Source organism: Rhodococcus sp. PBTS 1 (genome assembly GCF_001620025.1).
GTDB classification, from domain to species: Bacteria; Actinomycetota; Actinomycetes; order Mycobacteriales; family Mycobacteriaceae; genus Rhodococcoides; species Rhodococcoides kroppenstedtii.
The window spans coordinates 2,411,637-2,437,262 of the sequence record NZ_CP015219.1 but is presented as its reverse complement, the minus strand read 5'-3'; the positions used below and the strand labels follow the sequence as shown (position 1 = coordinate 2,437,262).

General features: G+C 70.0%; 24 protein-coding genes. 16 read left to right on the top strand and 8 right to left on the bottom strand.

What is annotated here, in order from left to right; translation table 11 throughout:
• Window positions 1-59: 59 nt before the first annotated feature.
• On the bottom strand, window positions 60-353 hold the full coding sequence (locus A3Q40_RS10970) for a WhiB family transcriptional regulator (RefSeq protein ID WP_068102197.1): 294 nt from the start codon (window positions 351-353) through the stop codon (window positions 60-62).
• 329 nt (window positions 354-682) lie between these two features.
• On the opposite strand from A3Q40_RS10970, the gene A3Q40_RS10965 reads away from it, so the two are divergent.
• From A3Q40_RS10965 to A3Q40_RS10955, 3 genes are all read left to right on the top strand, one after another.
• Window positions 683-1,390, top strand: a complete 708-nt coding sequence (locus A3Q40_RS10965) for a hypothetical protein (protein ID WP_157889560.1) — start codon at window positions 683-685, stop codon at window positions 1,388-1,390.
• Window positions 1,391-1,529: 139 nt separating this feature from the next.
• On the top strand, window positions 1,530-2,111 hold the full coding sequence (locus A3Q40_RS10960; RefSeq protein ID WP_068102193.1) for a sigma-70 family RNA polymerase sigma factor: 582 nt from the start codon (window positions 1,530-1,532) through the stop codon (window positions 2,109-2,111).
• The gene (locus A3Q40_RS10955; RefSeq protein ID WP_068102192.1) at window positions 2,101-3,051 is read left to right on the top strand and encodes an anti-sigma-D factor RsdA; all 951 of its coding nucleotides are present in this window, start codon (window positions 2,101-2,103) and stop codon (window positions 3,049-3,051) included. The genes A3Q40_RS10960 and A3Q40_RS10955 overlap by 11 nt, the downstream gene beginning before the upstream one ends.
• Before the next feature lie 67 nt (window positions 3,052-3,118).
• On the opposite strand, the gene A3Q40_RS10950 is transcribed toward A3Q40_RS10955, so the two are convergent.
• Window positions 3,119-3,523 carry a DUF5319 domain-containing protein gene (locus A3Q40_RS10950; RefSeq protein ID WP_068105965.1) on the bottom strand — a complete coding sequence of 135 codons (405 nt, stop codon included), beginning with the start codon at window positions 3,521-3,523 and terminating at the stop codon, window positions 3,119-3,121.
• A gap of 234 nt (window positions 3,524-3,757) precedes the next feature.
• On the opposite strand from A3Q40_RS10950, the gene guaB reads away from it, so the two are divergent.
• The 4 genes from guaB (at window position 3,758) to guaA (ending at window position 9,961) form a co-directional block, all read left to right on the top strand.
• Window positions 3,758-5,224 carry an IMP dehydrogenase gene (gene guaB / locus A3Q40_RS10945; RefSeq protein ID WP_068105962.1) on the top strand — a complete coding sequence of 489 codons (1,467 nt, stop codon included), beginning with the start codon at window positions 3,758-3,760 and terminating at the stop codon, window positions 5,222-5,224.
• 82 nt (window positions 5,225-5,306) lie between these two features.
• Window positions 5,307-6,449: a GuaB3 family IMP dehydrogenase-related protein gene (locus A3Q40_RS10940; RefSeq protein WP_068102191.1), complete on the top strand. Its 1,143-nt coding sequence runs from the start codon at window positions 5,307-5,309 to the stop codon at window positions 6,447-6,449.
• Between the two features lie 94 nt (window positions 6,450-6,543).
• A complete protein-coding gene (locus tag A3Q40_RS10935) occupies window positions 6,544-8,322 on the top strand; it encodes an FAD-dependent oxidoreductase (RefSeq protein ID WP_068102190.1) in 1,779 nt (592 codons plus the stop codon).
• 94 nt (window positions 8,323-8,416) lie between these two features.
• Complete coding sequence (guaA, locus tag A3Q40_RS10930; RefSeq protein ID WP_068105960.1) at window positions 8,417-9,961, top strand: glutamine-hydrolyzing GMP synthase; 1,545 nt, start codon at window positions 8,417-8,419, stop codon at window positions 9,959-9,961.
• A 28-nt stretch (window positions 9,962-9,989) separates the two neighbouring features.
• Here guaA and A3Q40_RS20240 read toward each other — a convergent pair whose 3' ends face one another.
• Together A3Q40_RS20240 and A3Q40_RS10925 are read right to left on the bottom strand one after the other, a co-directional pair.
• Window positions 9,990-10,151, bottom strand: a complete 162-nt coding sequence (locus tag A3Q40_RS20240) for a hypothetical protein (RefSeq protein ID WP_157889559.1) — start codon at window positions 10,149-10,151, stop codon at window positions 9,990-9,992.
• A complete protein-coding gene (locus A3Q40_RS10925) occupies window positions 10,144-11,499 on the bottom strand; it encodes a PspC domain-containing protein (RefSeq protein ID WP_069972934.1) in 1,356 nt (451 codons plus the stop codon). The genes A3Q40_RS20240 and A3Q40_RS10925 overlap by 8 nt, the downstream gene beginning before the upstream one ends.
• 133 nt (window positions 11,500-11,632) lie before the next feature.
• Between A3Q40_RS10925 and A3Q40_RS10920 the strand changes: the two genes are divergently transcribed.
• From A3Q40_RS10920 to A3Q40_RS10910, 3 genes are read left to right on the top strand one after another with little or no spacing between them, the layout of a single operon-like run.
• Window positions 11,633-12,973 carry an ATP-binding protein gene (locus A3Q40_RS10920; RefSeq protein WP_371831145.1) on the top strand — a complete coding sequence of 447 codons (1,341 nt, stop codon included), beginning with the start codon at window positions 11,633-11,635 and terminating at the stop codon, window positions 12,971-12,973.
• Entirely contained in the window at window positions 12,970-13,629 is a 660-nt protein-coding gene (locus A3Q40_RS10915; RefSeq protein ID WP_068102185.1) for a response regulator, read from the top strand. Before A3Q40_RS10920 ends, A3Q40_RS10915 begins: the two co-directional genes overlap by 4 nt.
• Window positions 13,626-14,573, top strand: a complete 948-nt coding sequence (locus tag A3Q40_RS10910) for an endonuclease/exonuclease/phosphatase family protein (RefSeq protein ID WP_068102183.1) — start codon at window positions 13,626-13,628, stop codon at window positions 14,571-14,573. The genes A3Q40_RS10915 and A3Q40_RS10910 overlap by 4 nt, the downstream gene beginning before the upstream one ends.
• Before the next feature lie 5 nt (window positions 14,574-14,578).
• On the opposite strand, the gene A3Q40_RS10905 is transcribed toward A3Q40_RS10910, so the two are convergent.
• The gene (locus A3Q40_RS10905) at window positions 14,579-15,823 is read right to left on the bottom strand and encodes a serine/threonine-protein kinase (protein ID WP_235606271.1); all 1,245 of its coding nucleotides are present in this window, start codon (window positions 15,821-15,823) and stop codon (window positions 14,579-14,581) included.
• A 370-nt stretch (window positions 15,824-16,193) separates the two neighbouring features.
• Here A3Q40_RS10905 and A3Q40_RS10895 point away from each other — a divergent pair, with 370 nt between their 5' ends.
• From A3Q40_RS10895 to A3Q40_RS10875, 5 genes are read left to right on the top strand one after another with little or no spacing between them, the layout of a single operon-like run.
• On the top strand, window positions 16,194-17,696 hold the full coding sequence (locus A3Q40_RS10895) for an ATP/GTP-binding protein (RefSeq protein WP_157889558.1): 1,503 nt from the start codon (window positions 16,194-16,196) through the stop codon (window positions 17,694-17,696).
• Window positions 17,693-18,040, top strand: a complete 348-nt coding sequence (locus A3Q40_RS10890; protein WP_068102177.1) for a transposase — start codon at window positions 17,693-17,695, stop codon at window positions 18,038-18,040. The genes A3Q40_RS10895 and A3Q40_RS10890 overlap by 4 nt, the downstream gene beginning before the upstream one ends.
• On the top strand, window positions 18,037-19,671 hold the full coding sequence (locus tag A3Q40_RS10885; protein WP_068102175.1) for a peptidoglycan DD-metalloendopeptidase family protein: 1,635 nt from the start codon (window positions 18,037-18,039) through the stop codon (window positions 19,669-19,671). The genes A3Q40_RS10890 and A3Q40_RS10885 overlap by 4 nt, the downstream gene beginning before the upstream one ends.
• A 22-nt stretch (window positions 19,672-19,693) precedes the next feature.
• A complete protein-coding gene (locus A3Q40_RS10880) occupies window positions 19,694-20,272 on the top strand; it encodes a hypothetical protein (protein WP_068102174.1) in 579 nt (192 codons plus the stop codon).
• Window positions 20,273-20,316: 44 nt separating this feature from the next.
• Window positions 20,317-20,835, top strand: coding sequence for a hypothetical protein (locus A3Q40_RS10875; protein WP_068102173.1), 519 nt, complete (start codon window positions 20,317-20,319; stop codon window positions 20,833-20,835).
• Between the two features lie 93 nt (window positions 20,836-20,928).
• Here A3Q40_RS10875 and A3Q40_RS10870 read toward each other — a convergent pair whose 3' ends face one another.
• Window positions 20,929-21,297, bottom strand: a complete 369-nt coding sequence (locus A3Q40_RS10870; RefSeq protein ID WP_068102171.1) for a histone-like nucleoid-structuring protein Lsr2 — start codon at window positions 21,295-21,297, stop codon at window positions 20,929-20,931.
• Window positions 21,298-21,500: 203 nt separating this feature from the next.
• Between A3Q40_RS10870 and A3Q40_RS10865 the strand changes: the two genes are divergently transcribed.
• Window positions 21,501-22,043, top strand: a complete 543-nt coding sequence (locus A3Q40_RS10865; RefSeq protein WP_157889557.1) for a hypothetical protein — start codon at window positions 21,501-21,503, stop codon at window positions 22,041-22,043.
• A 640-nt stretch (window positions 22,044-22,683) separates the two neighbouring features.
• On the opposite strand, the gene A3Q40_RS10860 is transcribed toward A3Q40_RS10865, so the two are convergent.
• On the bottom strand, window positions 22,684-23,061 hold the full coding sequence (locus A3Q40_RS10860; protein ID WP_068102167.1) for a YybH family protein: 378 nt from the start codon (window positions 23,059-23,061) through the stop codon (window positions 22,684-22,686).
• A 256-nt stretch (window positions 23,062-23,317) separates the two neighbouring features.
• Complete coding sequence (locus A3Q40_RS10855; protein ID WP_069972932.1) at window positions 23,318-25,450, bottom strand: beta-glucosidase; 2,133 nt, start codon at window positions 25,448-25,450, stop codon at window positions 23,318-23,320.
• Window positions 25,451-25,626: the final 176 nt, after the last annotated feature.

Here is a 25,626-nt window from a genome sequence, read left to right as displayed (position 1 = left end):
TCGGTACGACGAGACCCCACCGGATCCATCCGGTGGGGTCTCGGTCGTCGTGCGGGGGATCAGGACGCGATGCGTCGGCGACTGCGGCGGGCGAGGGCGTCGCGCTCGGTCTCGCTGAGCCCACCCCAGATGCCGTAGGGCTCGTTCACCGCCAAGGCGTGCGACCGGCACTGTCGCAGCACGGGGCATTCTCGGCACATCTCCTTCGCGCGGGCCTCGCGTTGCGCGCGGGCACGCCCGCGTTCGCCGTCCGGGTGGAAGAACACGGACGAGTCGACGCCTCGGCACGAACCGTGCATCTGCCAGTCCCAGATGTCGGCGTTCGGTCCGGGAAGGTTCTCGGGCTGGGGCATGGCGTCCTCCTGCGTTCGGGTGGCAACCGGTGGTGTGCGGATCTCGCGGGGCGACGGTCACCGGCTCCGGTGAGGCCTCTCACCAGGAGCAGAGCAACCGTACGAAGCGGTCCGAAAGAGCGTCAACAGTCCGGATTCGTGGTGATTTCCACAGTCCACGGCCGATTTTTTAACGTGACCGTCACGTGGATCTGGTGCCGCGGACACCGCGCCACGCCCGTAACGCCGCCGTCACATCGGCGACCACCGTGCGTTACTGCACGGCTCGGGGCGCCCCGTGTGAACACTGGGAAAACTCTCCGGAGGGCGGACTCGTTAGCGTGGCTCTCGTGACTGATCTCGAGGCCTGGCGGCGCGCGGCGGAGGTCGGGGGACGTGGGTGGTACGCCCGCGCCCACACCGAGGCCGCCGCGCTGTGTGTCTCGCCCGACCCGGTGGTCCGGTCGTCGGCCTGGTGTCTGAGCGCGTCCCTGGTGCGTCAGGGCGGTGATCACGCGCGGGCCGCCGTCCTCGACGGCCGGGCCGTGGCCGAAGTGGGGCTGCGCGTCGCCACGGTGGCCGCGGTGGACGCGGTGGTGGGTCTCGCTGCGGACGCTCTCGGACCCGGCCGGTATCGACGAGCCGAGGTCCTGCTGGATCGCGCCGTGGCGATCCTCGACCGTTGCGGTCCGGACGAAGAGGCGCACCGCGCGGGCGTGCGGTGTCGGTGGGTGCGCGCCGAACTGGCCATGGCGCGCGGCGACGGCGCCACCGCGGAGTTCTGGGCCGACGACGCCGCTCGACTGGCCGCGGACCTCGCCTCACCGCGGCACCGGGTGAAGTCGGCGGTGGTCGGCGCGGCGGCCGCGCTGGTGGCCGGGCGAGACGGGGTGGGGCGACGGGCGGAGCGAGCCCGTCGGGACGCCGACGACGGCGGTTTCCTGCCGCTGGCCTGGGCGGCGGCGGCGATCGGAGACGCGGTGGGGGACCCGATCGCCGCGGCGGATCGCGCCCGGTTCGCGGCGATCCTGCGTGCGCGGGGTGGGCCGTTCCGATGAGCTACGGCGCAGAAGCGGACTGTTCGGTCACACGAACTTCCGCGCCGACTATCCTGAGTCTGTTCCCGGTCGGCGGTGTCGGCCGGGAAGCACGTCCGGTCGACGGGCGGGTCGGGAGCAGCGGCGCGGGGGTGAGTTCATGACCGTCACCGACGAGCGGCTGGACGCAGCCGTCGCGGCGGCGGCCCTCGGCGATCGCAACGCCATGGCCATCGTGCTCGAGACCGTGCGCCCCATGGTGGTCCGCTACTGCCGCGCGCGCGTCGGCGCCGGTGATCGTGGGCAGATGTCCGCCGACGACGTCGCTCAGGAGGTGTGCATCGCCGTCATGACGGCGCTGCCCCGCTACGAGGATCAGGGCCGGCCGTTCATGGCGTTCGTCTACGGAATCGCCTCGCACAAGGTCGCCGACGCCCATCGCAGTACGTCGCGTAACAAATCCGAACCCATGGCCGATGTTCCGGATGTCATGTCCACCGAGGAAGGCCCCGAGCAACGGGCGCTGGACTCGGAGGCAGGACGCCGCATGACCGAGCTGCTCTCGACCCTGCCGGAGAAGCACCGCGAGATTCTGGTGCTTCGCCTGGTGGTCGGGCTGTCGGCGGAGGAGACGGCAGCCGCGGTGGGAAGCACCGCGGGCGCCGTTCGTGTGGCGCAACACCGGGCATTGGCGAAGCTGAAAACGGCTGTAGTGGGAGCAGGTGACAAGTATGGCCCGTGACACGGGGCGCGGCGCGGACCGCGACCGGTCGCTCGACGACGAGAACGATCCCGTCGATCTGATGGCCGTGCGGAGGGACGACGCCCTCATCGAGGCGATCGCCGGGAACGGCCCGGTCGCCACGGCGGACGCGGACGAGTACCGCCTGGCCGCGCTGCTGGCGGAGTGGCGGGAGGACATCGTCTCCGCACCCATGCCGGCCGGTCCCTCGCTCGACGAGATCCAGGCAGCCATGGACCGAGCACACCACGCGGCCGACCGCGGCCGTGCCCGCAGTCGACTCCGGTTTCTGCGCCCGGTCGTCGGGGCCGCCGCAGCCGTCGCGTTCCTGGCCGGCGGAGTGTCCGCGGTGTCCTTCGGGGCCGAGCCGGGCGACCCGCTGTGGAAGGTCAAGGAAGTCGTGTTCACCCAGGAGGCGCAATCCACGGCAGCGCGCGTGGAGACCACGTCGGCGCTGCAGAACGTGGAGACGGCCCTCGCTCGTGGTGACGCCGATCAGGCGCGCACCCTGCTCGCCGAAGCCGCCACCCGGACGCCGGCCGTGCGGGACGAGCAGCAGCGTGCCGAGCTGCTGGGGTGGTGGACCCGACTCAACGAGCAGCTGTCCAAGCTGACGCCGCCGGCGATTCCGGTGCCGCCCGCGGCCCCGGTCACGCCGGACACCGCCGTGCCGGACGCTCCGCAGATCCCCGAGGATCTGTCGCCGCTGCCGTCCGACATTCCGCTGCCGACGCAGGACCTGACGTTGCCGTCGATTCCGTCGTTGCCGCCGTTGCCGACGGGTCTGCCGTTCCCGCTGCCCACGGCGCTGCCGGGACTGCCCGCGCCCAGCACCACCGTGACGGTGCCGCCGGAGATCCTTCGTCTCCCGGTCGTGCCCACCACCGTGCCGACCGTGCCCACGGTGGCACCGGACCTCGGCGACGTGACACCGAACTAGAGACGGCCCACACGACGAACGCCCACCGACCTCGCGGTCGGTGGGCGTTCGTCGTGCTGGGGGAGGCTCAGGCGTCGAAGCCGTCGCCGTGCAACGCGTCGTTCATCGAGGCGTCCGCGTATCCGCGGCAGTAGTCCCACGTGACATAGGCGTCGGGAATGGGGTCGTACGCCGGCTCGTGCGGACGCACGGTGCCGTCGACCAGCAGCTGCAGCAGGTTCGCGCGCAGCATGTCCCAATCGTGGAAGTGGTCCTGCTGGCAGTCCTCGCAGCACACCACCAGGCCGCGTACGCCGCGGTGGGCCAACAGCGCCTCGTAGACCGCGAGATCGGCGAGATCCTCCTCGACGGCCAGTCGCTCCTGCGGGTCCAGGGGTTGACCGGGCTCGATCGCGTCGAGAGCAGCCGACGGGTCGGCGGGATCACCGGCGAACGGGTCCGGGGGGAGACCGGGGGGCAATTGATCACGCACGTCGACCACGGTACGCAGCGAGGGCCCGTCCGCGCCACCGCTACGGACCGATGCGGGTCGTTCCGTGACATGGGCGGCGGATACGATCGGGACCGGCCGGAACGGCACGTCGTCACTTCAGGAGGGGCCGCTCACATGACCACACCCGACATCTCGAGCACGGCGGGGTCCGGTGTCGCCGACCACGTCGCACCCGCGGTCCGGACCGGCGGCGACGATCCGAACAAGGTGGCCATGCTCGGACTCACCTTCGACGACGTGCTGCTCATTCCGGCCGCGTCGGATCTCATTCCCAGCAAGGTCGACACCTCGAGCCAGCTGACCCGCGACATCCGACTGCGCGTGCCGCTCGTGTCCAGCGCGATGGACACCGTCACCGAGGCCCGCATGGCCATCGCGATGGCCCGCGCCGGCGGCATGGGCGTGCTGCACCGCAATCTCTCCGCGCAGGATCAGGCCGCGCAGGTCGAGGTGGTCAAGCGCTCCGAGGCCGGCATGGTCACCGATCCGGTCACGTGCAAGCCCACCGACACGCTCGCCGAGGTCGACGCCCTGTGCGCGAAGTTCCGCATCTCCGGCCTGCCGGTGACCGACGAGCGCGGGGAACTGGTCGGCATCATCACCAACCGCGACATGCGCTTCGAGGTGGACCAGTCCCGCACCGTCGCGGAGGTGATGACCAAGGCGCCGCTGGTGACCGCGCGCGAAGGAGTCACCGCGGACGCCGCCCTGGGTCTGCTACGCCGCCACAAGATCGAGAAGCTGCCCATCGTCGACGGCAAGGGCATGCTGACGGGCCTCATCACCGTCAAGGACTTCGTCAAGACCGAGCAGCACCCGCTGGCGACGAAGGACCGCGACGGCCGCCTGCTGGTCGGTGCCGCCGTGGGTGTCGGTGACGATTCCTGGTCCCGCGCCATGTTGCTGGCGGACGCGGGTGTCGACGTGCTCGTGGTCGACACCGCCCACGGCCACAACTCGCAGGTGCTGCAGATGGTCAGCAAGGTCAAGGCCGAGGTCGGCGACCGGGTGCAGGTGGTCGGCGGCAACATCGCCACCCGCGCCGGCGCCCGTGCGCTGGTCGAGGCCGGCGCGGACGCGGTCAAGGTGGGTGTCGGACCGGGCTCGATCTGCACGACGCGCGTCGTCGCCGGTGTCGGTGCCCCGCAGATCACGGCCATTCTCGAGGCCGTCGCCGTGTGCAAGCCGGCCGGTGTGCCCGTGATCGCCGACGGTGGCCTGCAGTTCTCCGGCGACATCGCCAAGGCGCTGGCCGCGGGTGCGTCGACCGCCATGCTGGGATCGCTGCTCGCCGGCACCGCCGAGTCGCCCGGCGAGCTGATCCTCGTGGGCGGCAAGCAGTTCAAGAGCTACCGCGGCATGGGCTCCCTCGGCGCGATGCAGGGCCGCGGCGCCGCCAAGTCCTTCTCCAAGGACCGGTACTTCCAGGACGACGTGCTGGCCGAGGACAAGCTGGTGCCGGAGGGCATCGAGGGCCGGGTGCCGTTCCGCGGGCCGCTCTCGCAGGTCATCCACCAGCTGACCGGCGGTCTGCGGGCCGCGATGGGCTACACCGGGTCCACGTCGGTCGAGCACCTGCAGGAGGCGCAGTTCGTGCAGATCACCTCCGCGGGTCTCAAGGAGAGCCACCCGCACGACATCACGATGACCGTCGAGGCCCCCAACTACACCGCTCGCTGATTCCGGCTGCACCCAGCGACCCCACAGCGACCCTCACAGCGACCCGCTGGGGGGTCGGACCCCGAAGAAAGAAGGCACGCGCGTGCGCGACCTGGTGGAGATCGGCATGGGCCGCACGGCCCGTCGTACCTACGAACTCGAGGACGTCGACATCGTCCCGTCGCGGCGGACGCGCTCGTCGAAGGACGTCTCGACGGCCTGGCAGCTCGACGCCTACCGGTTCGACATCCCGGTCGTCGCCCACCCGACGGACGCGTTGGTCTCGCCGTCGTTCGCCATCGAGCTCGGCAAGCGAGGCGGCCTCGGCGTCGTCAACGGCGAGGGATTGTGGGCGCGCCACGCGAACGTCGACGCAGCCATCGAGCGGCTCACCGACATCGCCTCCCGCGAGGTCGACGCGGACGCCGCGGTGGCGTTCCTGCAGGAACTGCACGCCGCGCCGCTGCAGCCGGATCTGCTGGCCACCGCCGTCGCGACGGTGCGCGAGGCGGGAGTGACGGTCGCCGTGCGCGTCAGTCCGCAGAACGCGCTCGCGCTCACCCCGGGTCTCGTCGCCGCGGGTGTCGATCTGCTGGTGGTGCAGGGCACCATCATCTCGGCCGAGCACGTGTCCGCCGGCGGCGAGGAGCCGCTGAACCTCAAGACGTTCATCGCCGAGCTCGACGTGCCCGTCGTCGCGGGCGGCGTGAGCGATCACCGCACCGCGCTGCACCTCATGCGGACCGGCGCCGCGGGCGTGATCGTCGGCTACGGCTCGACCGAGGGTGCGACCACCACCGGCGAGGTCCTCGGCATCGGCGTGCCGATGGCCACGGCCATCGCCGACGCCGCCGCCGCGCGTCGGGACTACCTGGACGAGACCGGGGGCCGGTACGTGCACGTGCTCGCCGACGGCGACATCACGACGTCGGGGCACGTGGCGAAGGCCATCGCGTGCGGTGCCGACGCCGTCGTGCTCGGTGCCCCGCTCGCCGTGGCCGAGGAGGCTCCGGGCCGCGGCTGGTACTGGCCGTCCGCGGCGGCACACCCGTCGATGCCGCGCGGCGCGCTGCTCGAAGCCGCGTTCGGTGACGATCGGCCGAGCCTCGACCGGGTGCTGTTCGGCCCGTCGACGGATCCGTTCGGCTCGCTCGACCTGGTCGGCGGACTGCGTCGGTCCATGGCCAAGTCGGGCTACTCCGATCTCAAGGAGTTCCAGAAGGTGGGACTGAACATCCGCGGCTGAGTGCAGCGCGAACCCCGCCGGTTTCTGTCACCGGCGTTCACACCTACGCTAGGATCAGTGGTGTTCCTCACCGATCCCGGCGAAAGGTGCCCGCATGCGTGGCCAGTCGACCCCCACACGTGATTACGACGTCCTGATCGTCGGATCCGGTTTCGGCGGCAGCGTGACCGCGCTGCGGCTCGTGGAGAAGGGCTACCGCGTCGGCGTGCTCGAGGCGGGTCGGCGGTTCGAGGATCACGAATTCGCGGAGACCAGTTGGGACCTGAAGAAGTTCCTCTGGGCGCCGGCCCTCGGGTGCTTCGGCATTCAGCGCGTCCACCTGCTGCGGGACTGCCTGATCCTCGCGGGCGCCGGCGTCGGCGGTGGATCGCTCAACTACGCCAACACGCTCTACCAGCCGCCGCGGTCGTTCTTCAAGGACCAGCAGTGGGCACACATCACCGACTGGCACGACGAGCTCACCCCGTTCTACGAGCAGGCGCAGAAGATGCTCGGCGTGGTGCAGAACCCGCACATGACACCGGCGGACGAGGTCATGAAGTCGGTGGCCGAGGACATGGGCGTGGGGGAGACGTTCATCCAGACCCCGGTCGGCGTGTTCTTCGGCGACGAGCCCGGCAAGACCGTCCCGGACCCCTATTTCGGCGGGGTGGGCCCGGACCGGCGCGGCTGCATCGAGTGCGGCGAGTGCATGACCGGCTGCCGTCACAATGCGAAGAACACGCTGCTCAAGAACTACCTCGGGCTGGCCGAGCGCGGTGGGGCCGAGGTGATTCCGATGACGACGGTCACCGACCTCGCCCCGCAGTCCGACGGGTCGTGGGTGGTCTCCACCCGGCGGACCGGCGCCCGCGTGCGCAAGGACCGCACGCAGTACACCGCGCGGCACGTGGTGCTGGCCGCCGGCACGTGGGGCACGCAGCAGCTGCTGCACGCGCACAAGGACTCCGGCGCGCTACCGAAGCTCTCCCCCACGGTGGGCCGGCTGACGCGGACCAACTCCGAGTCGATCGTCGGTGCGGGCAAGCTGACCCACGATCCCTCGGTGGACCTCACGCGCGGCGTGGCCATCACGTCGTCGTTCCACCCGACGTCGGACACGCACATCGAGCCGTGCCGCTACGGCAAGGGCTCGAACGCCATGGGCCTGCTGCAGACGCTGATGACCGACGGCGGCGGCCGGACGCCGCGCTGGGCGAAATTCCTCGGCGAGGTGGGCCGTAACCCGCGCCGGTTCGTGCGCATGATGAACACCCGGCACTGGAGCGAGCGCACCATCATCGCGCTGGTCATGCAGAACCTCGACAACTCGATCACCACCTACACCAAGCGGGGGCCGTTCGGCCGCCGCGTCACCAGCAAGCAGGGCCACGGCGAGCCGAACCCCACCTGGATTCCGGTGGGCAACGAGGCCACCCGCCGCATCGCCGAGAAGATCGACGGCGTCGCCGGGGGCACGTGGGGCGAGATCTTCAACATCCCGCTCACCGCCCACTTCCTGGGCGGGGCCGTGATCTCCGAGGACGCGAAGGACGGGGTCATCGACCCGTACCACCGCGTGCACGGCTACCCCACGCTGAGCATCGTCGACGGCTCGTCGGTGTCGGCGAACCTCGGTGTCAACCCGTCGCTGACCATCTCGGCGCAGGCCGAGCGGGCGGCCTCGCTGTGGCCGAACAAGGGCGAGGAGGACCTGCGTCCGGCGCAGGGCGAGGAGTACCGACGGCTGCAGCCGATCGCCCCGCACAGCCCCGTCGTGCCCGAGCACGCGCCCGCGGCGCTGCGACTGCCCATCGTCGCGATCACGAGTGGGTCCCGCACCCCGGCGGTGCAGCAGGAGACCCGGGTCCCCAGCAGCACCGGCGCGGCGTGAGCGATGCGGCGCTCTCTAGACTGACCGCGTGAGCGAGACGGACGAGACACTCCAGACCGAGACGGTTGCCGCAGCCACTGGGAACGCGAACCCGGTGCTGGTGGTCGACTTCGGTGCCCAGTACGCGCAGTTGATCGCCCGTCGCGTCCGGGAGGCTCGGGTCTTCTCCGAGGTGGTGCCCCACACCGCGTCCGTCGAGGAGATCGCGGCGAAGAAGCCGGCGGCCATCGTCCTTTCGGGTGGCCCGTCCAGCGTGTACGCCGAGGGCGCGCCGCAGTTGGACCCGGCGATCTTCGACCTCGACGTTCCCGTGTTCGGCATCTGCTACGGCTTCCAGGCCATGGCCGGTGCGCTCGGCGGCACCGTCAGCCACACCGGCACGCGCGAGTACGGCCGCACCGATCTCACCGTCTCCGGCGGCACCCTGCACGACGGGCTCCCCGGCACGCAGCCGGTGTGGATGAGCCACGGCGACGCGGTCACCGAGGCACCCGAGGGCTTCGAGGTCGTGGCCACCAGCGCCGGAGCGCCGGTCGCCGCATTCGAGAACCGCGCCCGCCGACTCGCGGGGGTTCAGTACCACCCGGAGGTCCTGCACTCCCCGCACGGCCAGCAGGTGCTCTCGCGCTTCCTGCACGACATCGCCGGCATCGCCCCCGCCTGGACCGCCGCGAACATCGCCGACGCCCTCGTCGAGCAGGTCCGTGAGCAGGTCGGGGACGGGCGGGCGATCTGCGGCCTGTCCGGCGGTGTGGACTCGGCCGTCGCCGCCGCGCTGGTGCAGCGCGCCATCGGGGACCGGTTGACCTGTGTCTTCGTCGACCACGGTCTGCTGCGGGCCGGTGAGCGTGAGCAGGTGCAGCAGGACTTCGTCGCCGCGACGGGCGCACGCCTGGTGACCGTCGACGCCGTCGAGACGTTCCTGCGCGAGTTGGACGGCGTGTCCGATCCCGAGACCAAGCGCAAGATCATCGGCCGCGAGTTCATCCGGTCGTTCGAAGGTGCCGTGTCGGCCGAGCTCGGCGACAGCGCAGCGCACGGGGAGAGCATCGACTTCCTCGTCCAGGGCACCCTCTATCCCGACGTCGTGGAGTCCGGAGGCGGGACGGGCACGGCCAACATCAAGAGCCACCACAACGTCGGCGGTCTTCCGGAGGATTTGCAGTTCTCCCTGGTCGAACCATTGCGGCTGCTGTTCAAGGACGAAGTGCGGGCCGTCGGCCGCGAGCTGGGGCTGCCGGAGGAGATCGTCGCGCGCCAGCCGTTCCCCGGTCCCGGCCTCGCGATCCGCATCATCGGGTCGGTCACCCCGGATCGGTTGGAGACCCTGCGTCACGCCGACGCGATCGCTCGCGAAGAGCTCACCACCGCCGGGCTCGACGCCCAGATCTGGCAGTGCCCCGTGGTGCTGCTGGCGGACGTGCGCAGCGTCGGCGTCCAGGGTGACGGCCGGACCTACGGCCACCCGATCGTGCTGCGGCCGGTCTCCAGCGAGGACGCGATGACGGCCGACTGGACCCGCCTGCCCTACGACGTGCTCGAACGCATCTCCACCCGCATCACCAACGAGGTCCGCGAGGTCAACCGCGTGGTGCTCGACGTGACCAGCAAGCCGCCGGGCACCATCGAGTGGGAGTGAGTCCCGCCCGGTCGGGTCCGGTCACGTCTCACTGAAACCACGGGGTCGGATCGACCCCGGCCAGGACGACGGCGGCGAGGGCCGTCGTCGCCAGGCCGGAGACGAGCAGCACGATCGACGGGCCCCGGCGACGGTCGTCCGTCGGGTCGCCGAGAGAGTCGTCCCCGACGCGGGGCGTCTGCTCAGCCACGGGTGACCTCCACGTTGCCGAGTGCGGTGTCGGCGTCGATGGTGAGCACCGGGGCGTCGGCCCCGTCGGTTCCGTCGACGCGCTGGCCCGGGCTGCCGATGCAGTCCATGTTGCCGACACTCGAATCGCAGTTCACCACCACGTTCATCGACGGCGGCACGGTGACGCTCGCGTTGCCCACCGACGTGTCCACGCGGATCCGGCGGTCCTCTGTCAACGTCAGGCCGCGCAGATCGAGGTCGACGTTGCCGACCGACGTCGAGTAGGAGCCGGCCAGGGCCGCCATGCTCGTCGGCGCCGCCGTCACGTTGCCCATCCGCGGGGCACCGGAGTCTATGCCGACCAACGCGGACACGACGACGAAGCCGGCGAGCGGGGTGGCGACGACGAGCAGTCCGTAGCCGCGTCGTCGGAACGCGCCGACGACGAGCCCCACCCCGATCACGGCGAGGGCCACGGCGCCGACGGTGGTCGCGGAGACCCACGAGGTTCCGAACACGGCGCCGAGGGCGACCGTGACGGCCGACGCGACGACGGCGATGCCGATCGTGGTGGACGTCAGGTGCGACGACCGTGGTGCGGCGACGGCCGGGACGGCAGCACGACGGGGCTCGGGAAGATCCCAGGCGAAGGGCGCGACGCCCAGCGGGTCCCAGGAGGGCGGTGCGGCCGGAGTCGCGCCGGTGGGCCCGGCGGTGTCGGCGGTGTCCTTGCTCAGGGAGACCGGGGCATCCCCGGCGGCGCGTGCGGGCTGCGGATCGGGAACGTAGCGCTCGGGGAGACGGGTGTACGGGGACCACTGCTGCGGCGTCGGCGACGTCCAGTGCTGCTGCGGCGCCGGCCACTGCTGTTGCGGCAGCGGCATTCCCGGCGCCGGCGGCGTCGCGGGCCAGTGCGCGCCGGGGTCGACGAGCGGGCCGACGCCCGCCGGCGGTTCCGGCGTCCGACGATGGAGGAGGTACCAGCCGCCCAGCATGGCGATCGTCGAGACGAGGCCCGACCCGGCGCCGATCGGGCCGGTGCTGACCAGGGCGATCGCGAGCACCACCGCGAGGACGACGGCGGTGGTGTGCGACTCGGAGCTGCGTCCGCGTCCGAGCAGCGACTCCGCGGCGGACGTGGTCTCGCCCGCTCGGGGGAACGTCAGCCACGCGGCGAGATACAGCACGAGGCCGGAACCGCCGAACAGGGTGGAGACGACGAACGCGACGCGCACCAGCACCGGATCGACCCGGTAGCGGTGCGCGACACCCGCGGCGACGCCGATGCCGGGCCCGGCATCGGGAAGCCGGGACGGTCGGGTTCGCCAGATCTCGGACAGCTGCGCGGAAGCGGTGGGCGTGGTCATGGCATTCATCCTGGTGATCGCCGACGCCCGGCACATCGGGGCGAACCCTGAATTCGGGACCGCGCGTCGGACGCCGCGACATGGGGGTGAACCCCGATACCGTTCCGCCGTCCGTCGTGTCAGGATCGAAGGCGTGTCCACGCTGCCCGCCGTCGAACCCGTTCCCGGGTCGACCCGTGTACCCGCCGGGTCGGCGCGCCCGGACACGGCACCGCCGGAGCTGCGACGCCGTGCCGGTGGGCGGGTCATCGCCGGGGTAGCAGGCGGACTCGCCGATCACCTCTCCGTGGACGTGGTCCGCGTCCGCGCGACGTTCGCGGTGCTCTGCGCGATGGCGGGCGCCGGCATCGTCGCCTACGCCCTGCTGTGGGTGTTCACCTCCGCGGGCGACGACACCGCGAAACCCACTGGCCGAGAACGGCGTCGAGCGTGGGGACTGGCCGCCCTCGGCATCGTCGGCGCACTGGTCCTGGGATCGGGCCCGATCGGGCTGTCCTCGGCCGTCGTCGTTCCGGTGGTCGTCGTCGCGGTCGGCGCGACGGTGGTGTGGCGTGAACTCGATTCGGCCGGAACGAGATCGGCGTCGCCGCGTGGACAGCGCACGACGGTTCTCGGCTGGGCGCGCATCGTCGCCGGCGCCACGCTCGTCGTGGTCGGACTGTGCGTCGTCGTGCTGTCCCGTGCGGACATGGCGGCACTGCAGTCCTCGTTCGTCGCCGTGGCCGTCACGGTCGTGGGCATCGTGCTGCTGACCGTGCCGTTGTGGATGCGGCTCTGGCGCGCCCTCGGTGACGAGCGGGCGGCGCGCATCCGCACCGAGGAACGTGAGGACATCGCGTCGCATCTGCACGATTCGGTTCTGCAGACGCTGGCCCTGATCCAGAAGCAGTCGCACGATTCGGCCGAGGTGATGCGGCTCGCACGCAGTCAGGAACGCGAGCTGCGCAAGTGGCTGTTCGGCGGTGGCCGGGAGGATCACGCGAGCCTGGTGCGCGCGCTCACCACCATCGCCGGTGAGGTCGAGGACCACTACGGCATCACCGTCGACCCGGTGACGGTGGGCGATCTTCCCCTCGACGACACACCCGAGGCGGGCGGGTTGGGTCGAGAAGCCGCGACCGCCGTGCTGGGGGCGACCCGCGAGGCGTTGGTGAACGCCGCCAAGCACGCCGAGGTCGCCTCGGTGGACCTGTATGCGGAGGTGACTCCGGAGTCCGTCGAGGTCTACGTGCGCGATCGCGGGTGCGGGTTCGACCCGGCCGCGGTGGCGCCGGACCGGCAGGGACTCGCCAAGAGCGTGCGGGGGCGCATCGAGCGCCGCGGCGGCACCGTGCAGGTGCGCTCGACTCCCGGCCGCGGCACCGAGATCGGCATCGTCGTTCCGCGGGGTCTCGGCCGGAAGGACACCGTCGAGGACCACCACCGCGACGACCGTCGTGACCACGACCACGAGCGAGAGGATCGATCCGCGTGACCGACCCGGCCACCCGCACCTTCTCCGTCTTCCTGGTCGACGATCACGCGGTCTTCCGCTCCGGGGTTCGCGCCGAACTCGGCCGGGTCGACGACATCACCGTGGTGGGCGAGGCGGGCGGCGTCGCGGACGCGGTGCGCGGCATCACCGCGACGAAGCCCGATGTCGTGCTGCTCGACGTCCACATGCCCGACGGGGGCGGCGTCGCGGTTCTGCAGGCGATCGACGACGGCCCGGTGTGCCTCGCGCTGTCGGTGTCCGACGCCGCCGAGGACGTCATCGCGGTCATCCGCGCGGGGGCACGCGGCTACGTGACCAAGTCGATCTCGGGGGCGGACCTGGCCGACGCAGTACGCCGCGTCGCGGGCGGGGACGCGGTGTTCGGACCGCGACTGGCGGGATTCGTTCTCGACTCCTTCACCGGTCGGTCCTCGGCGCCGGAACCGGCGCTGGACCCCGAATTGGACTCGTTGACCCCGCGCGAACTCGAGGTGCTGCGCCTTCTCGCGCGCGGGTACACCTACCGGGAGATCGCGGAGACGCTGTTCATCTCGGTCAAGACCGTCGAGACCCACGCGTCCAACGTGCTGCGGAAGACGCAGCAGTCCAACCGCAACGCGTTGACCCGGTGGGCCCACCGCCGCCGGATCGAATGAGGCGACTGCGCCCGGTCGCGACCGTCCTCGCCGTGCTCGGTCTGCTCGCCGGGGTGGTGGCCGTCGCGACGTCCGGGGTCGACGTCCCCCGGATGATCGTGGTGGGACCGGCGTCGTTCGCGCCGATCCTGTTGTGCTGCACCGTCGTCGGGATGCTCCTCGCGCTCACGGCCCGGCGCTGGTGGATCGCGGGGGCCTCCGCGCTGGTGCTGGCGATCGCCGCGACGGTCGTGGTGCCCCTGTACGTCGCGGACGGGAATTCCCCGTCCGGCACGCCGGTCACCCTCATGCAGGCCAACGTCATGCTGGGGGAGGCGGATCCGGCGGCCCTGGTGGCGTCCGTGCGGGACCGCGGCGTCGACGTGCTGACCGCGCAGGAACTCACCCCGGAGTTCGTCGACGCCCTCGACGACGCGGGCATTGGCGACGTCCTGCCGTACCGCGTCGTCATGCCCTACCCCGGCGGCGCGGGGGCCGGGATCTACAGCCGCGTTCCGGTGACCGACGGCCGGGAACTGGACGGCTATCTGCTCTCGAGCGTGACCGCGCGCGTGGACCTCGGCACGGGACCGGTCCGCGTGTACGCCGTGCATCCCGTACCGCCGTATCCGACGCCGACGGCCGTCTGGGCGCAGGAGATGTCGATGCTTCGCGACGAACTCCGCACGGCCGCAGGCTCTCCCGAGCCGGTGATCGTGGGCGGCGATTTCAACGCCACGCACGCCCACGCGCGGTTCCGGGCGCTGCTGGCCGACGGCTACGTGGACGTCGGGGACGCCGTCGGGGCGGGCATCGTGCCGACCTATCCCACCGACAAGAGCTACCCAACCCTGGTGGGGATCGACCACGTGCTGGTGCGGGGTGTCGGCGCGACGTCCCTGGCCGTCGTCGACATCGCCGGGTCCGACCATCGGGGGCTGGTGGTGGACCTGATGCTCCGGTAGGTCGGTCAGAGCACCAGCACGAGCACCAGGATCAGCACCAGGACACCCGCGCCGACACCGAGCCACAGCACCATGTTCTCCGGCGGCCCCGACCGGCGGGTCGGCGGTTCGAAGGGGGGCGGCGCGTACGTGGGCCGGGGTGCGTCCCGGTCGGGGGTCGTCCCGTCGGCGCTCGGCCGCGGAACCCGGTCCAGCGGGACGGCGGTGGGAGCGGCCGGCAGACCGGTCATGGTGCGGCCGTGGATGCGTTCGGCGCGGCGGGTGGACGTCGGGACCCGGGCTCCGCGGGAGGCCCAGAACGGAACCTGCCCGTCCTGCGCGCGCAGCGGCGTGTTCAGCACCGCGGAGGGGCTGCCGTTCTTGCCGACGGCCAGGCGGACGAAGCGGTCGCGGACCTCGGCCATCGACGGACGACGCGACGGGTCCGGTTCGAGCATGTGCAGCAGGGTGGCCGTCATGGGCCCGCTGCGCCGCGGCGGCGTGATCCGACCGCCGGCGACCCGGTGCAGCAGGGCGATGGAATCGGCGTCGATGCCGAACGGCGGTTGCCCCTCGGTGGCGGTGTAGAGGGTGGCGCCGAGGGAGAAGACGTCGCTGGCCTCGGTGGGATCCGCGCCGCGCGCGACCTCGGGGGCGAAGTACGCCGGGGTGCCGGTGATGACGGCGCTGTTCTCCTCGTGCGTGTCGGTCTTGGCGCGGGAGATGCCGAAGTCGCTGATCTTGACCATGCCGAGGGCGCTGCCGCGGTCGGCAACCAGGATGTTGCCGGGCTTGATGTCGCGGTGCAGGATGCCGGCGGCGTGCGCGGCGGTGAGGGCGTCGGCGATCTGGGCGCCGATCTGGATCACCTCGGTCGGCGGCAACGTCTCGGTGATGTTGAGCGCCATAGCGAGACTGCGGGCGGGCAGGTACTCCATGATCAGCCACGGCTCGCCGCTGTCGATCGCGACGTCGTGCATGGCGATCGCATGGGGATTGTTCAGCTGCGCGGCCATCCGGCCCTCGCGGAGTGCGCGGTCGCGAATTTCGCGCGCCGCCTCCGGCTCGAGATCGACGGTGGAGGTGGCCTGTTTCACCGCCACCTTGCGCCGGAGAAGGGTGTCGCTCGCCAGCCAGACGGCGCCCATGCCGCCGCCGCCGATCTTGCTGTCCAGGCGGTAGCGACCGGCCAGGAGATAGTCGGGTCCGACGGCCGGGCGGGTGCGGCGCGCAGGGGTCGCGGCGTCACCGGAAGGCTGGGGATCCGTCACGGCGTCGAGGTTATCCGACGGTGGCTCTCCGTGACTCTCGGTCCCGATCGAGGCGTCCGACCAGGGGTTTTCGGGTACCGAATCGCTCGCCGCCCGCGCCCGGCTGCGGCTGCGGCGCGGGTTCATCCCGGATCTCGACTACGCCGACCTCGCCGCCCGCATCGAGGCCGGCGAGACGCCCGAACCGGCGAAGCTCAGCCGTGTCGGGATCGGACTGGCCCGCTGGCGCAACACCCACCGCGACGATGCCGGTTCCGGCTCCACCACCGCTGCGCCGCAGGGGAAGCACCGCGCGGACCCGTCGTGGCGGTCGGCGCTGGCGACCACGGCGGACGGGGCGCGGGGCGCCGGCGGCGGGCGGATGACGTCGGTGCCCGCCCCGATCGAGTACGAGGCGTCGTCGGTGCAGCTGTGCGGGCTAAACCCGTGGGCCATCGGCGCGGCCGCCCCGAACGCGGGCACCATCGTCGGCCAGCACGCCGTCACCGGAGAAGCGGTGGCGTGCGATCCGTTCGCCTACTTCCGCGACAACCACATCGCCAACCCGTCGATGTTCGTCCTCTCCCTCCCCGGGCTGGGGAAGTCGTCACTGATCCGGAAAGTGCTGCTCGGGGCCACCGCGTGGGGGCAAACACCGATCGTCGCCGAGGACATCAAAGCCGAGTACGTGGCCCTGACCACGATGCTCGGCGGGCAGGTCGTCACCCTCGGGCACGGCGGCGGGCATCTCAACCCCCTCGCCGCCGGCACCCTCGGCCACGCCGTCGTGCGACTCCGTAGCGCGCGCACCGACGCCGCCGCGGCCGGGGACACCGCGCGGGTCGAGCATCTCGGGGAGCTGCTCGGCACCGCGGAGCTGACGGTGCGGACGCGGCAGGTCAACGCCGTGTGCGCGTTGATCGAGCTGATTAGCTACGACACCCATTCGGTGCGGGCGTTCGAGAACTCCATCATCGGGATCGCCCTCGACGAGCTCTACGGCGCCGACGGTGGATTCGACTACGCGAACCCGCCGCTGATCAGGGATCTCTACCAGCGCATCGACACCGGCTCGGAGGCGATGCTGCGCGCGACGTACCAAACCACCCGCGGCGGATACCGGGCGCACATCACCGAGCTGATGCAGACGCTCGGTGCGCTGATCTCGGGTCCGTTGGGGACGATCTTCGCCGACCACACCTCCCAGCCCCTCGACCTCGACGCCCCCATGATCTGCATCGACGTCTCCTCCCTCGACCGGGGCGATACCGCCCTCAAGGCCGCGGTGATGCTCTCCTGCTGGGCCGATGCCTACGGGACCGTGGAGGCGGCGCACCTGCTCGCCGACGTCGGCATGGACCGGCAACGGTTGTTCCTGCTCGCCCTCGACGAGCTGTGGCAGGTCATCGGCGCCGGACCCGGCATGGTCGCCCGCGTCAACGAGATCTCCCGCCTGAACCCCACCGACGCCACCGGGCTGCTGATGATCACCCACACCGGCCGCGACCTCGAAACCCTGCCCACCGAAGCGGACATCAAGACCGCCAAGGGGTTCATCGACCGCGCCGGCATGGTCGTCTGCGGCGGCCTGCCCATCGGTGAGGTCGAACGCCTCTCCGGCGAGCTGAAGTTCACCTCGGCCGAGCAGGACATGGTGACCTCCTGGTCCCGCGGCGCGGCACTGCGCTCGGCCGAGCGGCGGACCGCCCGCTCGCTGATCGGGCGGGGGAAGTTCCTGATCAAAGTGGCCAAGGACAACACCCCCGGCATCCCTATCCAGACGGTGTTCACCGACCTCGAGATCGACTCCGGTGTCCACGACACCAACGCCCGCTTCGCCGACTACTTCGACACCGCTGCAGGTGACGCTTCGACCGGGCAGGTGCTCCGGTGAGGGCCGAATACGCCGCCGAGGTCAAGGAGTGGGCGCTCGAGACGTATCGCTCCTCCCGCCCGAACTACCCCTCACGGGACCAATGCGTCACCGCGATCGCCGGTCAGATCGGCGCGCACGTCAACACCGTGAACCGGTGGATCAAGCTCGAATTCGGGCCCTCCCGCGCACCGGCGGCCGACGAGGTGGTCGCCGAGCTCCGCGCCGCCGAAGCGGAGATCGAACGCCTGCTGCGGGTCAACCGTGACTTGTCCGACCGGCTCGCCGCCGCCTCGCCCCGCTCCATCGCCGCCGAGGCCGGCACCGGTGCGTTCGACGGTGCACCGTTCGGCGGCGTGCGGTGAAGAAGGGCGGAACGGTCGCGTTGGTCGCCGCCCTCGCGGCGGCGCTCTTCGTGATCCTGTTCGTCACCACCATCGACGCGGAACCCGAGGATCCGTGCATCCCGCGCGGCGGCAGCAGCTCGACGGCCGGTGGAGTACCGGCGGGGTCGTTCGCCAAGCCGATGAAAACCTCCGACGGGCAGGTGACCAGCCCGTTCGGGGCGCGGTGGGGAACCCAGCACAACGGGATGGACATCGCCGGCCCGATCGGCACCCCCATCTACGCCAACGCCAACGCCGACGGCGTCGTCTCCAAGGCAGGACCGGCGTCCGGATTCGGCAACTGGATCGTCCTCGACCACAACATCGACGGCCAACTCGTCTCCACCGTCTACGGCCACATGTTCTCGGGCGGTGTGCTGGTGAAGGTCGGGGACCGGGTCACCGCCGGGCAGCACATCGCCAACGAGGGCAACGACGGCCAGTCCACCGGGGCGCACCTGCACTTCGAGTACCACCCCGGCGGCTGGGCACCCGGCAACGCGATCGACCCCGCCCCGTACTACGCCGCCGCGGCCGACCCCGGCACCGGCGCGCCCGGGTCGGCACCGTCGCCGCCGTCGGAACCGTCCACCCCGGACACCTCGGTCTCCGCCTCCGGATCGTCGGAGATGGCCGCGCTGCCCGCCTCCGTCGGGTCGGAGGAGCACTTCCAGGTCGACACCGTCCGCGTCGCCCGCGCCGTCCATACAAAGTTTCCGCAGATCACCCGTATCGGTGGGTGGCGCGCCGACGGCGGCGGATTCGACGACCACCCTTCCGGCCGCGCGGTCGACGTGATGATCGACGACTGGTCCACCGAGGACGGAAAGGCCCTCGGCGACCAGGTCGAGGATTACCTGTGGGCCAACCGCGACGTGTTGCAGATCGAGTACATGATCTGGCGTCAGCAATACATCCCCACCACCGGTGAGCCGAACATCATGGAGGACCGGGGATCACCGACGCAGAACCACTTCGACCACGTCCACGTCACCGTCGTCGGCCACGGACCGCCCGCACCCGGCCAGACCTACGGACCCGCCCCCGGCGGGACCGGATCGGCGCCGAAGGCGAACGGCACCTGCACCACCGCTCCCGGCGGCGGGTTGGGCGACACGGGTGACCTCGCCGCCGGGCAGATCCCGCCGGAGTTCGCCAAGTGGTTGCCGCTCTCGGCGGCGCAGTGCCGCGATCTGTCCCCGGCGATCCTCGCCGCGCAACTGGAACAGGAGTCGGGGTTCACCGCGGGGCTGACCAGCCCGTCCGGGGCGCAGGGGTACGCGCAGTTCCTCCCCGGCACCTGGGCCTCCTACGGCTACCCGGTCGACGAGAACGGGCAGGTCACCGGACCCGCCGGGGCCGGGGACCCGAACGACGTCGTCGACGCCGTCATGGCGCAGGGCCGCTACAACTGCGCCGTCGCGAGCGCGCTGCGGCCGGGTATCGAATCCGGTGCCATCAGCGGTGATCCGGTGGCGTTGATGCTCGCCGGCTACAACGCCGGCCCCGGCGCCGTCCAACAGTTCGGCGGCATCCCGCCGTATGCAGAAACACAGAACTACGTCACCACCATCACCGGCACCGCCGCCGCCTACGACCTCGCCCGCTGACCACAGCAGAACGGACACACCGATGCCTGCTTCCCGCACCACCTCCCGCGCACCCGGTGTCGCCGGCGCGGTCCTCGCGGCCGTCGCCGTCGCCGCTCTCATCGCGGTCGGCACCGCGCTGGTCGTTCTGACCGGCACCACCCGCAGCGAGGGCGAGCGGGGCGGTACCGACGCCGGCTTTGCGATCGACCCCGTCTTGGGCGATCCGACCTCGGTGGCCACCGTGGTCATGGCCGGCATCTACACCTGGCAGCCGTCGGTGCAGGGCTCCACCTGGGACGCCCTCCACGCGCAGAGTGCGTTCCTGACCGGGCCGATGGCTACCGCCGCCGCGACACCCCCGACGCCGGCGCCGCGGCCGATCAGCGAGTGGGCGGGGTGGGCGCGCCTCGACGACACCGTCACCGCCGCCGTCGAGGCGTCCGGGGAAACGGTCGTCGACGGGGACTCGGCGACGGTGCCGGTGACCATCAGCCAGACGGTGCTGCACCGCTCACGGGAGAGCACCCCGTTCACCACCTACACCGCCGACGTCACCCTGCACCGGGTCGACGACGCATGGAGAGTGGCGAACTATCGCATCCTGAGCAGCACCTTGTGATCGACGACAATGGTTCCGACGGCCGACGTGGAAGAGGGCGACCGATGCAGACCAAGCACACCGAACCGGGCCGGTGCGACACCGCGGCCGTGGCCGCAGCCACCGCGGCGTTGCTGTCGGTGCCGTGGGGCGATCACCTCGCCCCCGCGGACGTGCAGACGGTGGCGTTCGCGCTGCGGCTGGTGCACCGCACCGTCGACGCCGACCCGGAGCTTGCCGGCGCGCTCGAGACCGCTCGTGGTCACGTGTGCCGGGCCGCGGAGAGCTGGTACGCCGCGGTCGGGCGCGACGCCGGCACCGCGGCGTGGGAGGCGCGGGCCGCGTTCGACGACCTCTGCGACGTGCTCCAACTGGCCGACTGCACCTGCGAGGACCCGGCCGCCGGGTATCGGGTGCTCGCGGCTGCGGTCGCCGACACGGTGGAGTCCGTCGTGCGGTACCTGCGGTCCCGGTCCGGGCCACCGGTGCCGTGGGAAGCCGGACCCGATCAGACCACCGTGCTGCACCTGCGGCGCGCGGCCGCGGAGATGACCACCGTCACCGGAGCGTTGAGTGCCCGCTGACCGTGGCGTGGCTACCGCTGGGTCGGTGCCACGACGACCACCACACGAGCACCGCGTCGCGACGCGGCGCGACGAAGGGGGTTACGGCGGGGGTCAGTTCGCGGCGTCGTAGGCCTCGACGACCTCGGCGGGAATGCGGCCGCGGGAGTTGACGGTGTAACCGTTCGCGTTCGCCCACTCACGGATGGCGCGGGTCTGCTCGGGATCGCGCTTCGTCGACGGCGCCGACTCGGCCGCCGCGGACGGCTTCGGTGTGGTGGCCTTGCGCTTACGACCACCCACACGCTCGGCGTGCTGAATGTAGTAGTCGAGTTTGCGATGGAACTCGGTGGCGTTCTTGTCCTTGAGGTCGATGCTGTAGTCGACCCCGTTGACCGAGAAGCTGATCGATTCTCCCGTTCCATCGGCGATGGCGGTTCCGTCGATGTCATCGGTCAATTCGACGACGTATTGCTTGGCCACGGGTACAAGTCCTCTTCGTCGCGGTGAACTGTGCTCTGTCGAGTTCCACCACGGCTTTCGCGTACCTGTTGTTCGACGTCGGGCGTACGCGCGCAGCCCGGCAGAAAGCAGGCCGTGAGGTCGAGCAATTTGGATGGACGGTACGAAGCGCCCTGTCCGAAGCAAGAAGTGCATTTGTCGGTGGGGGAGTGCACAGTACGTTCGTGCGCATCAAAACCCTGGTGGGGCCGCCGGAACGCCTGGGGCCGTACCAGGTGGTGCGAGGTGAGCGATGGGGGGTGTCCGATGGCGATGGCGCCGCCGTTGTGCCGTGGGCGCCGATCTCGGCGAGCCAGGTCAGGCCGAGCTCCTCGGCCTTGGGACTGCAAGCCTTGGCGCGCCTCGTTCTCGGCCCGAACGACGTGGCCGAACTCGGCGCCACCATGCCGATCTTCTCAGCGCAAATCGGAGTCTGCTGGGTACTCTGGATGATCCTGTGGGCTATTTGCTTCGGGAATATGCCGGCGTCGGCCTCGGCGACCCGCAACGTGGTGTCCCGTATTGTCACGACGTTCGTTCTCGGAATCGCGACCTTTGTTCTGTACTACTTCTTCGCCGCGTCATCCGTATTACATGAACCGCCGATCACCGCTCGCCTGAGCGGCAACGCACTCGGGTGGATAGATTGGTGGGTGCTCTGGACCCTCGTGTATGTCTTATGTTTTGAGAGCTTCGGTGTCGCAAAACTCCGCCCACAGGAAAACTAGAAGATTGGTTCTAACCCCGGAAACCATCAGGTACGGTAAGCCGTGGTAGGGAACTAGACGAGCCCCGATCAGTCAATCGGCTAGGGCGTTCTGTGCCTACGGAGGAGTCAGAACACTTCCGAAGTGCTACCTCTGCTCTCGCACTCAGACCATCAACCTAACTGCATCCCCGGCTACGGTGTAGGTCGTCGAACCACGGGCACGTCCAGAAAGTTGTTGATGCATGGAGAGGGCATTGATTTCCGGCGCCGGTCGCCGAGCGGGTCTCGGATTCGGGGTGGCTTGCGCACTCGGGTCGCTTGTGTCCCGTGGTCGGAGGGATCTGGTGATGCCTGCCAGACCGAACGTCGCCGCCAGCACGCCGGCCACGATCCACAGAACGAGGTTCATTTCTACTCCTCGCTGGTGTCGGGCAACCGAGCGACGAGTATCGACGGGCACGTAGCAAGCGCGGACTGGGCTGCGTTGATGTTGCCCAGCTGCGGGTTGGGGTCGACCGAGCGCCAACAAGTCTGCGTCCCGCCGAGTACGCGATCGCGCTGCCCGGCGGGTTTAGACGAATCGGGTCGATTGATGCGGCGTAGTCGAGCGGGCAATCGTTGCGCCCGCTCGACTACGCCAAGGCCGCAGCTGCGTGCGATCAGTCGGCCGCGTTCCCGTGGTCGATGACGAACTTCCATGTTCCGTCGGCCTGCTTCCGCACGACCTCGATGTTCCTACCTGTCGAGATCGTCTGAGACCCGTCGGAGTTCGTGAACGTCGTCGACCACTTCCCCCGGACGAACGCCAGCGTTCCTGATGCATCGACGAACGCTTCGGGCCCTTCCAGCCAGTCCAAGCTGTCCGCGGTTAGCATCCCACTGATCTGATCGCGTATCGCGTCGCGCCCGTGGGCAACACCGTCCGGGTGAATGAATACCGCATCATTTTCGAAAAGTGACAGAGCAGATTCCAGGTCGTTCTCGCCCAGATAGCGGAAGAGTAAAACATCGCAATCCTCGGGTTTCGTTGCAGCCATGGCTTTGCCTTTCGTTGTGTGCTTGAGAAACAAGTGGTCGTCCAGGTGCGTTATTTACGCGGCCAGAAGGAGGCCTAACTGCGAACCCACGTCGGTTCCGTGGTTTCGCGGCCGGGGTGCTCGGATTGCCCGCCGACGACACCCTGTGGCCGCGGCCGCTCCCGTTCGGCTCGGGGCCGGGCCGGCGGTGGTCATCGTCTGAGCGAAAGGTCGGGCAGTCTCGTGAGACTCTTCCCCGACGAAGGGTGGGCCGACCTCAATTGGCATCGGCGTATCCCCAAGTTCGTGACGTCAATCGAAGGCATGCCTCGAACTCGGTGTGTCCCGCGCGACGCCCGATGCGAACCAGGTAGTCACCCGCCGCGCGCGTCCATCGCGACCCGTCCGGGTCGTACGACGAGTAAACGCGCTCTTCGGTGAGGACCAGTTGCACGGCGCTCGCTTCGCCGGCGTGAAGGCGAACGCGGTGGAACGCAGCCAGCCTGAAGGTGTCCTGGCCTTGCCCGGCAGGCGGGGCGATGTACACCTGCGGAGTCTCGACTCCGGCACGATCCCCGGTGTTCTCGATCGTGAGGGAAACAACGGGAAGACCGCCGGCTCCGATCTCTACCGAGATGTCCCTGTAGTCGAACGTCGTGTAGGAAAGCCCGTGCCCGAACCAGAATTGCGGGCTCAGCCGCTCTCGTTCGTACCAGCGGTACCCCACGTCGGCCCCTTCGATGTCGTAGTCGACGCCGAAATAACCGCCCTTGCGCGGTGCACCCGGGAACGAGGTGGTCGTCGACGGGTCGGTCATCCGAGGCCGGGGCAGGTCGCACTCGGCATGCGGCCAGGTGACCGTGACCCGTCCGCCCGGGCACACGTCACCCGAGAGGACCCTGGCCATCGCGTCCGCGCCGTGATCGCCGCCGTACCACGCTGCCAATACCGCATCGACCGAGTCGATCCACGGCATCAGCACCGGTCCCGCTGTCTCGAGAACGACGACGGTGGTGCCGGCATGTGCGGCCGTGGTCGTGATCACATCGTCTTGCCCGTCGCCCAGTGACAGGTCAGGCCAGTCCGCACCTTCGCTGGACCACTTCTCGACGATGACGACGGCGACGTCGTCGTCACCGAGCAGATGCAATTCCTCGGGGCTCACGTGCACCACCTCCCTATCCGGGAATGCCGCGGTGATCGTTGTCAGTGGGGCCGGGGCGTGGTGAACTCGGGGGAGATCCATCTGCGGTATGGACAGCCCCTGCGCGAGATCCGAGCCCGGCGGGGTCACGGTTGTGCTGCCGCCCCCGGCGAGTACGCCGATGTGCGCTGAGTGGCCGACGATGGCGATGCGCCCGCCCAGCGGATCGAGTGGCAGGGCGCAACTGTCGTTGGCGAGCAGGACGATCGAGGCCTCGGCCACCCGTCGCGAGACCGTCGCATGATTCGCGAAGGAGACCGGGCCGGGCCTTCGACGCTCGGAGAGCGCTCCGACCGAGTCGAGTGCGGTCAGGATGCGCAGCACCATGTCATCGAGGCGGCTCACGGGCACGTCGCCGCGCTGCACGGACTGCATCAATGCATCACCGAAGAAGTGCTCGGTGTCCAAGTCTCTCCCGCTTTGGCGATCCAGTCCGGCCATGGCCGCGTGGACCGTCGAGTGCGTGGCACCCCAGTCGGACATGACGAAGCCAGGAAAGCGCCAATCGCCCTTCAGCACCTCGGTCAGAAGAAAGTGGTTCTCACTGGCGTACTTGCCGTTCACCATGTTGTATCCCGGCATGACCGCCATGGCGCCGCCGATTTCGAGGGCTATCTCGAACGCGAGGAGGTCCGATTCCCTCAGAGCTTGCTCGGTTATCGTCGAACTGACCATCACGCGACCGGTCTCTTGCGGGTTCAGCGCGAAGTGCTTGAGGGTCGACACGACGCCTTCGGCCTGGATGCCTGCGGTCTGCGCACCAGCAAGCACGCCGGAGAGAAGTGGGTCCTCGCCGATGTATTCGAAGATCCGTCCACCCCGTGGCTCACGCACGAGATTCACACCGCCGGCCAACTGAACCGAGAACCCCTTCTGACGCGATTCCTCACCCAGCGCACGCCCCATCTCCTCCGCAAGGTCACGGTCGAATGTGGCACCCAAGGCGCTGAGCGATGGAAAAGCCGTGGCAGGTTCCTCCCCCCTGACCTGGTTGGGGTTGGTCACGCCGAGGCTCGCGTCGCTCTCGTCCCACGCGGGGATACCGAGGCGTGGAACACCGGGGCAGTACGCGGCAGACCCTAGCGCGTCCCGCGGCGCGTCATCACCGATGGTCATGGCGACGGACACCAGTCCGACCTTCTCCCGCAGCTCGAGCTGAGATGCCAACTCAACGGCGCGCTCGCGGGAATGCCCGTGACGGCCCATGACAGCCTCCTACAGAGTCAACGGTTTGCGCGGGTGGGTGGGTCAGCGCCGCATCGTCACTGTCCGCGGACAGATTCGACAAGCGCACCGGCGTCGAGTCCGAACTCGTCGTGACTCGAATACATCCTAGAATCTGACATGGATGTGAGAATCAAGTCGGAAAGGTGACCGCCGGT